The sequence below is a fragment of the Methylocapsa palsarum genome, assembly GCF_900114285.1.
GTDB lineage: Bacteria > Pseudomonadota > Alphaproteobacteria > Rhizobiales > Beijerinckiaceae > Methylocapsa > Methylocapsa palsarum.
In genome coordinates, this window is the sequence record NZ_FOSN01000001.1 from 466,456 (window position 1) to 477,142 (window position 10,687).

The following is a 10,687-nucleotide window of genomic DNA, read 5'->3' on the forward strand; positions in this document are numbered from 1 at the left end:
TTGCGCAACGGCTCTTTAAGGTAAAGCTTGGGATTGACGTTGATCTTGCGGCCGGAAACTGGAAAAAGGGTCCGGGGCCGCCGCCGAGCCTCGGAAACTCAAACGCGATGGGTGTGCGACTATGGCCTCTGCCTGCACTCAAGGGCTTGACACCGGCTTCGTGGCGCTTGGCTACGGCAAGGTCGCTGTGCTGGGCGTCGTTCAAGGCATAACTGAGCTGCTGCCGATTTCGTCCACGGCGCATATGCGAATCGTCCCCGCCTTGCTCGGCTGGCAGGATCCCGGATCGGCCTTTTCCGCGGCGATGCAGCTTGCGGCGCTTGCGGCCGTGATCAGCTATTTCTGGTCCGATGTCCGCGGTCTTGTCGCCGGATCGGCCGCCGCCGTCGCGCGCCGCGACTTCGGCAATTGGGATTTCCGCTTCGCGGTGTGGATCATCCTGGCGACGATCCCGATCGTCATCGTCGGGAAGACGCTGGCGCCGGCCCTCAACGCCTGCAATTCGTCATTGCGCACTTTGACCGTGATCGGCGTCGCGTGCATCGTCATGGCAGCGCTTCTGGCGCTTGCCGAAATGTACTCCCGGCACAAGCGGACGATTGAAAACGCGACCTTGAAGGACGCCCTGATCGTCGGCTGCGCCCAGGTCGGCGCGCTCATTCCCGGAGTGTCCCGTTCGGGCTCGACCTTGACGGCGGCGCTGTTCCGCGACCTCAAACGCGACGAGGCCGCCCGCTTTTCCTTCCTGCTTGGCATTCCCGCGATCGCGCTGGCCGGCCTGAAGGAATTATGGGAGCTTTATCAGGCGCATCTTGACGCTCATGGCTGGTCGATCCTCGCGGTCGGCCTTGTCGTGGCGTCCATCGCGGCGTTTGCGGCGATCTGGGGTCTGTTGCGCATTCTCGAGCAATTCTCGGCCTGGCCCTTCGTGTTCTACCGCTTTCTGATGGGCGTTTTCCTTCTGACCGCCGTCTGGTTCGGCTGGCTTCACAACTAGAGCATATTCCGATCGGATTGAATCAATCCAATCGACAAGATTATGCTCAAACCTTTGACTCTGGAACGGTTTCTGATCGATCGCATGACTTCATGCGATCGGAAAGCGCTCTAATTGGGAATAGCTTCAGTCGTGCGGAGAGAGCATCGCGCCGGGCCGCACGAGCGCGTCGAACTCTTCTTCCCTGACGAGGCCTGAAGCGACCGCCTCCGCGCGCAATGTGGAACCGTTCGCGTGGGCGGCTTTGGCGATCCGGGCGGCGTTGTCGTAGCCGATTTTGGGCGCAAGGGCAGTCACGAGCATCAGCGATTGCTCGACCATCGCCCCGATCCGTTCGAGGTTTGGCTCCAGTCCCTCGACGCAATAGCGCCGGAAGCTTTCCATGGCGTCGCTCAGAAGCCGCAGACTTTCGAGAAAGCAGAAGGCGATGACCGGCTTGAACACGTTCAGCTCGAAATGACCTTGCGACCCGGCGAAGGCGATGGTCGTCTCGTTGCCGAAGATGCGCGCGCAGACCATCGTCAGGGCTTCGGCCTGGGTGGGGTTGACCTTGCCGGGCATGATCGACGATCCCGGCTCGTTTTCAGGCAGGATCAGTTCGCCGAGGCCGCAGCGCGGCCCGCTCCCGGCTAGGCGAATGTCGCTCGCGATTTTGAAAAGACTCGCCGCGATCGTGTTCAGGGCGCCATGCGTGAAAATAAAGGCGTCGTGAGCGGCGAGCGCCTCGAATTTGTTCGGCGCCGTGACGAACGGCAGGCCGGTCAAGGCGGCGATCCTGGCGGCGACCGCCTCGGCGAAGCCGCGCTTCGTATTCAGGCCGGTGCCGACCGCGGTGCCGCCCTGAGCGAGGCGGTAGAGTCCCGGCAGCGTGGCTTCGACGCGCTCCCGGCCATAGCCGAGTTGCGCCGCGTAGGCCGAAAACTCCTGCCCGAGCGTCAGCGGCGTCGCGTCCTGCAAATGCGTGCGTCCGATCTTGACGATGGACGCGAACGCTTCGGATTTGGACTGAAGCGCCTGCTCCAGGGCGCCGAGGGCAGGCGCGAATCGGTCTCTCAGCGCGAGGACCGCCGCAATATGCATGGCAGTGGGGAAACAATCGTTGGAGGACTGCCCGAGATTGACGTGGTCGTTTGGATGAACCGGATCATGTGCGCCCCGCACGCCGCCCAGCCGCTCGTTGGCGAGGTTCGCAATGACCTCATTCACGTTCATGTTGGTTTGCGTGCCGGACCCGGTTTGCCAGACCCGGAGCGGAAACTCCTCGTCATGGAGCCCGCTTTCGACGTCGCGAGCCGCCGCGGCGATCGCGTCCGCGAGCGCGGGCGCCAACAGGCCCATGTCGCAATTGACCTCGGCCGCGGCGCACTTGATCAGAGCAAGGGCCCGGATGATCTCGATCGGCATGGCGTTGTCGCCAATCGCGAAATAGGCGCGGGATCGCGCCGTCTGCGCGCCCCAATACCGTTCGATCGGGACTTCGATGGGGCCGAAACTGTCCGACGCGATCCGGAAGCGGTCAGCCATAAGCCTGCGTCCTGGCGAAATCCGGTCGGAGCCTAGACCGCATTTCGATCGCATGAAGTCATGCGATCGATCAGAAAGCGCTCCAGACTCAAAAGCTTGAGCATAGTCTTGTCGATCAATCCGATCGGAATATGCTCTAGTCGCCGCCGCGCGAATAGCGCTGGCCGACCAGAATGGGATCGACCGCCTGCCAGTCGCCCTCATGGCCGAATTCGCTGCTTGACGAGATCGCCAGGAGTTCAGCAAGACGCGTCCGGGCGCGGTTGACCCGGCTTTTCATGGTTCCGATGGCGCAGCCGCAGACGCCTGCCGCCTCTTCATAGGAAAGCCCCGTCGCTCCGATGAGAATGAGGGCCTCGCGTTGATCGGTGGGCAGATGCTGGAGCGCCTCACGGAAGTCGAGCATGTCCATGTGGCTTGGCTGCGCGGGCGCCGAAGCCAGCCTCGCCGCGATCGAGCCGTCCGAATCGGCGATTTCACGGCGCCGTTTCCGGTATTCGGAATAATAAAGGTTGCGCAGGATGGTGAACAGCCAGGCCCGAAGATTGGTGCCTTCGACGAAAGATCCGAGCTTGCTCCAGGCCTTCACCAACGTTTCCTGGACGAGGTCGTCGGCGCGGTCGACGTTTCCGCAAAGCGAAACTGCGAACGCGCGGAGATTGGGGATGACGGCGAGGATATCGGCGGTCATTTGCGCGCTGACCGGCCTCGCCGCGAGAACCTGATCGCTTTCGAATTCTTCGAGATCGTCGTCTGGAGCGATGCTCACAAATCTTTTCCCGTCGAGGAGGAGCCCGTATCGCCTTCAAGCTGCCGCAGCAGCTCGAAAAACCGGTCTGGCACCGGCTGAGTCAGAACATCGTCGTATACAATGCGCAAACGCAGGCCGATTTGATCGGCGACATCGGTTGCGGGAGCTTTCCTCGCCCGAGGTAGCGCCATAAGATTATCGTCGCCGGCGGGAAATTTGACCGAACCCGGCTTGCCCGGCCGCGACGATTGTCCCTCGATCGCGGTCAGATTCAATTGCTTTGTACTGCTCACTTCGAAACCTTTGGATTGATCATCATCGTCCTTCATTCCCTGGCCTTCCGTTTTGAAGGTCTTGATTGTGTCGGACGTCCGCGTTGCGACGTCTCATTTTGCGGCGACGCTCATCTTGAGGTCTGGCAACCATCGTTGGCGGAGACTAAGTCACATGGTAATAGGAGTCTAAACGCCCGGGCCGGCGCATCGTTCCGCACTCTGGAACCTTTCTTGACCGTAAGAATTCATTGGCCAAGCTGGACCGTGCCTGGCAAAGGCGGGAGTTATTTGAATGTCGATATCTCAGGCTATCTCCTCCCACATCCCGCATCTGCGCCGGTTTGCGCGGGCCTTGACGGGAACCCAAAGCGGCGGAGACGCTTATGTGCTCGCGACGCTTGAGGCGATTGTGGCCGACCCCGCCAGTTTCAAGCCTGTCGAAGGCGACGTCCGGACCGAACTCTATCATGTGTTTCTCGACGTTTGGGGCTCGCTGCCCGTGAATAGCCACGTCGATGAGATCGGATTTTCCGGCGACGAGGTTGGCGCGCACCGGAATCTCGACGCGATCACCCTTCGTCCGCGGATCGCCTTTTTGCTCAGCGCGCTGGAAGGTTTCGACACGCCGGCCGTGGCGAGAACGCTTGACTGTTCAATCGAGGAGGCGGCGGCCCTGATCGACGCCGCGGGGAGAGAAATCGCCAATCAGATACGCACCGATGTCGTGATCATCGAGGATGAGCCTTTCATCGCGCTGGATTTGCAGACGTTGGTGGAGGAGCAGGGCCACCGCGTCATCAACGTCGCACGCACCCATCGCGAAGCCGTCGAGGCGGTGACGCGGGAGCGGCCCGGCCTGATTCTCGCGGATATTCAGCTGGCCGACGGCAGTTCGGGTCTCGAGGCCGTCAACGAGATCCTGGGATCATTCTCCGTGCCTGTCATCTTCATCACGGCGTTTCCGGAACGGTTCTTGACCGGCACTCCGCCCGAACCGGCGTTCCTCATTACGAAACCGTTCAGCGTCGACAGTCTGAAAGCGGTGATCAGCCAGGCCTTGTTTTTCGACCGTAAGTCACGGCGGAAAGACGAGTCCGAGGCTGACAGCGCGATGGCGTGAGTCTTTCGCGCCACGCTTGAAAGGCGCGCCGGAAATTCCAAACCTGAAATTTAAAGAGGAGCGATTGTCGTACGGGTTCGACGATTGGAGCCTGCGGCTAGCGGCATCGACCGAACTCCGCGACGGCCCGTAGGCTTGGCCTGTCGCGCGCGAGATTTTCGGAGAAAGTCCGCAGTCTAGCGCCTGGCAGAAAAACGTCCCGTGGCGTCACTGCAACATGAGACGAAACACGCGTCCGTCGTTTATGTTCGTTGCTCTCATAGTCATCGTCGGCGCCGATGCTCTCGGCCTGCTCTGCTTCGGTATTCCGGAAAGGGGTCCGATGAAGTCAACTTTTGACGCGGGGCAGCGCGTCCAGTGTATTCCAGAGCAGATTGTGAGAAATTCGGCGCCGACCTGTCCTAGGGGCGACAGTTCAAGGTTTTTAGTCTTCTAATGCGCTGACCGTTTTGGTGCTTTCGCCTCGAACCTTCGCCCGCTTAAATCAAGCCCAGCTGTTAACCAGCCAAACCATGACGGCGAGAGCAAGGGCGAGCCCGAAGCTGATCGACAGGCCGTAGCCTTTTACCAAACCGAAACGCGGAAGAGTCGCGACCGTTCCGACAAGAGTCGCGAGAAGAAAAATCGTTGCGAAAGCCATTTAGTAGTCTCCCTCTAGTTTTTTTCAGTTTTAGCTTGCCGCACCTGAGGATGCGGAGCCAAAACGTGGAACTCGGCAATAAGTTCCAAGTTTCCTCGTAGCGGATTTTATCGCGATTTGGAAGTACCTTGGACTCGGCCGCTGATCAGGCGATAAATTCGTGTTGCGCACCCCTTTATGCGAGTGGGCGCGCCTTGAGCGGCGGTTGGGTCGGAGACGGATCGCCTGGAACGACAACATCGGGATCGGTGATGGGCGGCAAAGGAACATCTCCGGGATTTTCGACCGGAGGCGGAGGCGGGTCAGGCGCTGGAATATCGGGCTGCGTCGGCGGGGCTGGCTGCGACGGCGTATTTCCGGGCGGAACTCCGGGACGCTCTGGAACTTGTTGCGCGAAAGAGCTTCGCGCGTCGCGTTCTTGCGGCGTCAGGCGGTCAAGGTTCATGTGAGTTTCCTTATTCGATTCGCCCCCGAACGCGCGCGCAAGGGCGAGGTTCCGCACCGGAATCGCGACACGAACGAGGGGCGAGACGCTCGCTCGGAGCCAGAGGAACTTCGCAAGATGGGAGGCGTTACGTCGGCCGTATCAATTCAGCCGGGAGTCTCGCAAATGGCCGTCAAATCGATGAAGGATCTTTTTCTCTATACGCTCAAAGACATCTATTACGCCGAAAAGCAGATCTACAAGAACCTGCCTAAAATGGCGCAAAACGCCGAATCGCCCGTGTTGAAACAAGCGTTCGAAAAGCATCGGGAGGAAACAGCGCATCAGATCGAGCGGCTCGAATCCGTCTTCGAGGAATGCGGGGTCTCCGCCCGCAGCATCCGCTGCGAGGCGATGGACGGACTCCTCGCCGAAGCCAAGGAAATGATGGAGGAGGTCGACGACGCTCAGGTGTGCGATGCGGCGATGCTGGCCGCGGCGCAGGCTGTCGAGCATTACGAGATTTCGCGCTACGGCACGCTGATCGCCTGGGCGGACAAGCTGGGGATGAAGAACGCGGCCAAGCTGCTGAACGAAACGCTGGAAGAGGAAAAGAAGACCGACCAGGCCCTGACGAAAATCGCCCAAGAGACGATCAATCTCCAGGCGGCCTGACAGACAACAAAACCCAGCCGGTTAGCAATTGGTTGGATCGCATTGGCGTCTCGCATCGCGTTGTGGCCCCGCGGCTGCGCCGCTCCCTGCTCCAAAAGCTCGTGCTGGTAAGTTTGCGCGTGCCCTCCGCGCCAAACTCCAGTAGACCGTGATCAGCCGCAGCCTTCGCCGAATCAGCGGCGGGCGGCTGGTTGCGATCATGGGGCGCGCCATTCGTATCATCGGGATCGATCCGGGGCTTCGCAATCTTGGTTGGGGCGTGATCGAGGTCGAGGGTTCCCGGCTCGCCTATGTGGCCAGCGGCGTCGTCCATTCGAATTCGAAGCTCGCTCTCGCCGCTCGCCTGCGCGAACTTTACGATGGCCTTTCGTCGGTCATCCGGACCCATGATCCGCTCGAGGCGGCGGTCGAGGAAACCTTCGTCAATTGCGATCCGCAATCGGCCTTGAAGCTCGGACAGGCGCGCGGCGTCGCGCTTCTCGCGCCAGCGCTCGGGGGCTTGCTCGTTGCGGAATACGCGGCCAATCTCATCAAGAAGACTGTGGCCGGGTCGGGCCATGCCGAAAAGAAGCAGATCGCCCTCATGGTCAAATTTCTTCTTCCCCGGGCGGACGCGGCCAGCGCCGACGCGGCGGATGCGCTCGCCGCCGCGATCACCCATGCGCAGCTGCGCCGCCATCTGGCGCTCTCGGCGTCGCCGCTCGCATGATCGGCAAGCTCAGGGGCGTCGTTGATTCCTACGGCGATGATTTTGTCATTCTCGACGTCAACGGCGTCGGTTACGTCGTGACCTGTTCGGCGCGCACTTTGCAAAATCTGCCCCGGCCGGGGGAGGTTGCGGCGCTCGCGATCGAAACGCAGATGCGCGAGGATTCCATCCGGCTGTTCGGCTTCGGTTCGGAGGCGGAACGCGATTGGTTCCGGCTGCTACAATCGGTGCAGGGCGTCGGCGCGAAAGTGGCGCTCGCGCTGCAGGGAGTTCTGGGAGAGGCCGAACTGGCGCTCGCCATCGCCCGGCAGGACAAGGCGGCGATCTCGCGCGCTCCGGGCATCGGACCAAGGCTCGCGGCGAGGATCCTTGTGGAATTGAAGGATAAGGCGCCCGCCCTCGCCGTCGAACCGGCTTCAGCGACGGCCGGGGACGCCGACAACAAGGTTCCGCCCGCCGTCAGCGACGCGGTTTCGGCTCTGGTCAATCTTGGCTACGGCCGCCCGCAGGCCGCGGCCGCGGTGGCGGTCTCGGCCGCGGCGCTGGGCGAGGGCGCCGCGACTTCGGAACTCATCCGGCGAAGCCTCAGGGAATTGTCTCGATAAGGCGGGACTGCTCGCCGTCACGCCTTGCCGTGATGCGCGGCTTCGGAATTGGAGTCGAGCGGCCAGCGCGGCTTCGCCGCGAAGGTCAGGTCGTCGGTGAGGCCAAGCGACAGGCGCTCAATTCCGGCCCAAGCGATCATGGCCCCGTTATCCGTGCAAAGGTGCGGCGGCGGCAGCACGAGACGCAGGCCGCTTTCACCGCAAAAGCGCATCAGCGCCCGCCGGATCGCGGAATTGGCCCCGGCGCCGCCGGCGACGACCATGGCGTTGGACTGGCCGACCGTCTCGCGGAACAGACGAAGGCCGGCGCGGGAGCGATCGATGATTGTGTCCACCACGGCGGCCTGGAACGAGGCGCAAAGATCGGCGACGTCGGTCTGGTTCAGGGCCCCAAGCCGTTCGGCCTCGATGCGGACGGCGGTTTTCAGCCCCGAAAGAGAAAAATCCGGCTTGGCGCGTCCGAGCATCGGCCGCGGCAGATCGAACCGGGTCGGGTCTCCCTTCAGCGCGGCGATCTCGACCTGTGGGCCGCCGGGATAGGGCAGGCCCAGCATTTTGGCGACCTTGTCGAAAGCTTCTCCGACGGCGTCGTCAACCGTTGATCCAAGGCGCAGATAATCGCCGACCCCTTTCACAGCGACCAGCTGGGTGTGGCCTCCCGAAACGAGCAGCAGAAGATAGGGAAATTCCAGTTCGTCGGTCAGACGCGCCGTCAACGCATGCGCTTCGAGGTGATTGACCGCGATGAACGGTTTGCGGCTGGCCAATGCGAGGGCTTTCGCCGTCGTCAGGCCAACGAGGACGCCGCCGACGAGGCCGGGTCCCCCCGCCGCCGCGACCGCGTCGATCGCGGAGAGTTTCAGCCCGGCGTTGTCCAGCGCGCGCTGAACGAGCCGGTCGATCACCTCGATATGGGCGCGGGCCGCGATCTCGGGCACGACGCCGCCATAGGCCGCATGTTCGGCGATCTGGCTCATGACCTCGTTGGAGAGGATCTCGCCGGCCCCGCCGGGCGGGCGCCTCACCACGGCCGCGGCGGTTTCATCGCAGGTCGTTTCAATGCCGAGAACGAGCATGGCCAGCCTTAATGTACGATCGGGGCGAACTTTCCCGATTCGGGAAGTGAAGAAAATGCCTTATAGAGGTCCGCGCCGACGCTTCCGTCGTTTGCCTCCGGCTTCCGGCGCACTAAGATCGAATCTATAGAGCCGCCAAATCATAAAGGGAACAAGTCGATCGCACCCCCTGGCCAAACACGAAGCGGCGCGGCCGCATTCAAGATCGGGACGCGCGGCAGCCCTCTGGCGCTGGCCCAGGCGCATGAGCTGAAGGAGCGTCTGACCGCCGCTCACGGCGGCGACGCCGTTATGATCGAAATCGTCGTCATCAAGACCACGGGCGACGCCATCGTGGACCGCCCGCTCAGCGAGGCGGGCGGCAAAGGATTGTTCACCAAGGAGCTCGACATCGCCCTGAGCCGGGGGGACGTGGATATCGCCGTCCATTCGGCCAAGGATCTGCCGACCCTGCTGCCTGACGATATTGCAATTCTCGGCTATCTGCCGCGCGAGGACGTGCGCGACGCCTGGATCTCGCCGCATGCGGACCATCCCCTCAAGCTTCGTCCGGGGGCGGTCGTCGGCACTGCTTCGCTGCGCCGCGGCGCGATGGTCAAACGGCTGCGGCCCGACCTTTCGATCATTCTGCTGCGCGGCAATGTCGAAACCCGGCTGGCGAAGCTTGCGGCGGGCGACGTCGACGCGACGCTTCTGGCTTTAGCCGGGCTCAAACGCCTGAAGCTCGAGTCGCGGGCGACGTCGATCCTCGATCAGGCCGAATTCATTCCGGCCGCGGGGCAGGGCGCGATCGGACTGACGGGCCGGGTCGGCGATCGCGCCTCCGAGGCTTTCACAGCGCCGATCCTTGACGCCGCGACGGGCCTTGCTTTGGCGGCGGAGCGCGCGTTCCTGCATGTCCTCGACGGGTCGTGCAAAACCCCGATCGGGGCGAACGCCTGGCTCGAAGGTGGCGACGTCGTGTTCCAGGCGATCGTGCTGCGGCCGGACGGCTCCGAGGTCTTCGAGACGGCCTTAAGGGGCGCGCCCTCGGCCGCCGCGGCCCTTGGCGAAGCGGCCGGGCGCGATCTCCGCGGCCGGCTCCCCGCCGACTTTTTTCTGGTCTAGCCGTTTCAGATTCCGGAGTTTTGAGTGCAGGTTCTTCTCACGCGCGCCCAGGATCAAGCGTTGCGCTCCGCCGCGAAACTGCAGGCGAAGGGGCATTCTTCGCTGATTTCGTCCGTTCTCGAAATGGTGCCGACCGGAGCGGACTGGCCCAAAGGCGTGCTGGACGGCGTCCTTGCGACCAGCGCACAGGCCTTTGATTTATTGTCCGATTCCCCCGAATGGCCCTTGCCGGAGGCCCGCCGTCTGCTGCCATTATTTCTCGTCGGCGAGCGCACCGGGAAAGCCGCGCGCGATCGCGGGTTCATGGGCGCCGCCCTGATCGCGCCTGACGCCAGGATGCTCGCGTCCGACATAGGGAGCAGGATCGAGGGCGCCGGCCGGCTGATCTATCTTGCCGGACGCGACCGCAAGCCCGATCTGGAGGCGCAGCTGAAAGATCTTGGGCACGACGTTCTGACGATCGAGGTCTACGCCGCCCAGCCGGCCGAATCGCTGACCGCGGAAGCCGTCGCCGGGCTGTCGTCCGGCGCGATTGGCGCGGTGCTGCATTATTCCAGGCGGAGCGCGGAAATCTTTTTGGACCTTGCGCATGACGCCGGCCTCGACGTGTCCGATCTCATTCATATCGCAATGTCGCCGGATGCGGCGGAGCCGTTGTGGGCCGCTGGTTTTTCGAACGTGCGCGCCTGCGAAAAGCCGGAGGAACAGGCGATGCTCGAGCTTGTTGACGAACTGGCGGCCGTGTCCGGCGAAGGCCCGAGGCGGAAGTGACGCGAACCTGTCG

General features: G+C 62.7%; 13 protein-coding genes. 7 read left to right on the plus strand and 6 right to left on the minus strand.

The genetic code is table 11. The annotated features are described in order from the left end of the window. The first annotated feature begins 121 nt into the window (after positions 1 to 121). The gene (locus BM177_RS02245) at positions 122 to 997 is read left to right on the plus strand and encodes an undecaprenyl-diphosphate phosphatase (RefSeq protein ID WP_091676890.1); all 876 of its coding nucleotides are present in this window, start codon (positions 122 to 124) and stop codon (positions 995 to 997) included. A 126-nt stretch (positions 998 to 1,123) separates the two neighbouring features. Here BM177_RS02245 and fumC read toward each other — a convergent pair whose 3' ends face one another. From fumC to BM177_RS20460, 3 genes are all read right to left on the minus strand, one after another. Continuing rightward, positions 1,124 to 2,521 (minus strand): class II fumarate hydratase, encoded by a 1,398-nt coding sequence (fumC, locus tag BM177_RS02250; protein ID WP_091676893.1) that lies wholly within the window; start codon positions 2,519 to 2,521, stop codon positions 1,124 to 1,126. A 136-nt stretch (positions 2,522 to 2,657) separates the two neighbouring features. Then, positions 2,658 to 3,212, minus strand: a complete 555-nt coding sequence (locus tag BM177_RS02255) for a sigma-70 family RNA polymerase sigma factor (RefSeq protein ID WP_091677526.1) — start codon at positions 3,210 to 3,212, stop codon at positions 2,658 to 2,660. A gap of 74 nt (positions 3,213 to 3,286) precedes the next feature. Continuing rightward, positions 3,287 to 3,601, minus strand: a complete 315-nt coding sequence (locus tag BM177_RS20460; protein ID WP_091676896.1) for a NepR family anti-sigma factor — start codon at positions 3,599 to 3,601, stop codon at positions 3,287 to 3,289. A 238-nt stretch (positions 3,602 to 3,839) separates the two neighbouring features. On the opposite strand from BM177_RS20460, the gene BM177_RS02265 reads away from it, so the two are divergent. Further along, positions 3,840 to 4,667: a response regulator gene (locus tag BM177_RS02265; protein WP_091676899.1), complete on the plus strand. Its 828-nt coding sequence runs from the start codon at positions 3,840 to 3,842 to the stop codon at positions 4,665 to 4,667. Positions 4,668 to 5,151: 484 nt separating this feature from the next. Here the strand turns inward: BM177_RS02265 and BM177_RS19890 are convergent, their stop codons facing one another. Both BM177_RS19890 and BM177_RS02270 read right to left on the minus strand, forming a co-directional pair. After that, complete coding sequence (locus tag BM177_RS19890) at positions 5,152 to 5,307, minus strand: hypothetical protein (protein WP_175492459.1); 156 nt, start codon at positions 5,305 to 5,307, stop codon at positions 5,152 to 5,154. Between the two features lie 175 nt (positions 5,308 to 5,482). Continuing rightward, positions 5,483 to 5,752, minus strand: a complete 270-nt coding sequence (locus tag BM177_RS02270; protein WP_139223477.1) for a hypothetical protein — start codon at positions 5,750 to 5,752, stop codon at positions 5,483 to 5,485. A gap of 165 nt (positions 5,753 to 5,917) precedes the next feature. Here BM177_RS02270 and BM177_RS02275 point away from each other — a divergent pair, with 165 nt between their 5' ends. The 3 genes from BM177_RS02275 (at position 5,918) to ruvA (ending at position 7,720) form a co-directional block, all read left to right on the plus strand. Continuing rightward, positions 5,918 to 6,406: a YciE/YciF ferroxidase family protein gene (locus BM177_RS02275; RefSeq protein ID WP_091676905.1), complete on the plus strand. Its 489-nt coding sequence runs from the start codon at positions 5,918 to 5,920 to the stop codon at positions 6,404 to 6,406. Positions 6,407 to 6,605: 199 nt separating this feature from the next. Next, positions 6,606 to 7,115 (plus strand): crossover junction endodeoxyribonuclease RuvC, encoded by a 510-nt coding sequence (gene ruvC / locus BM177_RS02280; RefSeq protein ID WP_091677530.1) that lies wholly within the window; start codon positions 6,606 to 6,608, stop codon positions 7,113 to 7,115. After that, a complete protein-coding gene (gene ruvA / locus BM177_RS02285) occupies positions 7,112 to 7,720 on the plus strand; it encodes a Holliday junction branch migration protein RuvA (protein WP_091676908.1) in 609 nt (202 codons plus the stop codon). Before ruvC ends, ruvA begins: the two co-directional genes overlap by 4 nt. Before the next feature lie 17 nt (positions 7,721 to 7,737). On the opposite strand, the gene tsaD is transcribed toward ruvA, so the two are convergent. After that, positions 7,738 to 8,796 (minus strand): tRNA (adenosine(37)-N6)-threonylcarbamoyltransferase complex transferase subunit TsaD, encoded by a 1,059-nt coding sequence (gene tsaD, locus BM177_RS02290; protein ID WP_091676911.1) that lies wholly within the window; start codon positions 8,794 to 8,796, stop codon positions 7,738 to 7,740. A gap of 159 nt (positions 8,797 to 8,955) precedes the next feature. Here tsaD and hemC point away from each other — a divergent pair, with 159 nt between their 5' ends. Both hemC and BM177_RS02300 read left to right on the plus strand, forming a co-directional pair. Then, on the plus strand, positions 8,956 to 9,903 hold the full coding sequence (gene hemC, locus BM177_RS02295) for a hydroxymethylbilane synthase (RefSeq protein ID WP_091676915.1): 948 nt from the start codon (positions 8,956 to 8,958) through the stop codon (positions 9,901 to 9,903). A gap of 24 nt (positions 9,904 to 9,927) precedes the next feature. After that, positions 9,928 to 10,674, plus strand: coding sequence for a uroporphyrinogen-III synthase (locus BM177_RS02300; RefSeq protein ID WP_091676918.1), 747 nt, complete (start codon positions 9,928 to 9,930; stop codon positions 10,672 to 10,674). The last annotated feature ends 13 nt before the right edge of the window (positions 10,675 to 10,687 follow it).

Coding starts and splice junctions, on each gene's coding strand:
- BM177_RS02245 (WP_091676890.1), top strand. CDS start 122: ATGGCCTCTGCCTGCACTCAAGGGCTTGACACCGGCTTCGTGGCGCTT.
- fumC (WP_091676893.1), bottom strand. CDS start 2,521: ATGGCTGACCGCTTCCGGATCGCGTCGGACAGTTTCGGCCCCATCGAA.
- BM177_RS02255 (WP_091677526.1), bottom strand. CDS start 3,212: ATGACCGCCGATATCCTCGCCGTCATCCCCAATCTCCGCGCGTTCGCA.
- BM177_RS20460 (WP_091676896.1), bottom strand. CDS start 3,601: ATGAAGGACGATGATGATCAATCCAAAGGTTTCGAAGTGAGCAGTACA.
- BM177_RS02265 (WP_091676899.1), top strand. CDS start 3,840: ATGTCGATATCTCAGGCTATCTCCTCCCACATCCCGCATCTGCGCCGG.
- BM177_RS19890 (WP_175492459.1), bottom strand. CDS start 5,307: ATGGCTTTCGCAACGATTTTTCTTCTCGCGACTCTTGTCGGAACGGTC.
- BM177_RS02270 (WP_139223477.1), bottom strand. CDS start 5,752: ATGAACCTTGACCGCCTGACGCCGCAAGAACGCGACGCGCGAAGCTCT.
- BM177_RS02275 (WP_091676905.1), top strand. CDS start 5,918: ATGGCCGTCAAATCGATGAAGGATCTTTTTCTCTATACGCTCAAAGAC.
- ruvC (WP_091677530.1), top strand. CDS start 6,606: ATGGGGCGCGCCATTCGTATCATCGGGATCGATCCGGGGCTTCGCAAT.
- ruvA (WP_091676908.1), top strand. CDS start 7,112: ATGATCGGCAAGCTCAGGGGCGTCGTTGATTCCTACGGCGATGATTTT.
- tsaD (WP_091676911.1), bottom strand. CDS start 8,796: ATGCTCGTTCTCGGCATTGAAACGACCTGCGATGAAACCGCCGCGGCC.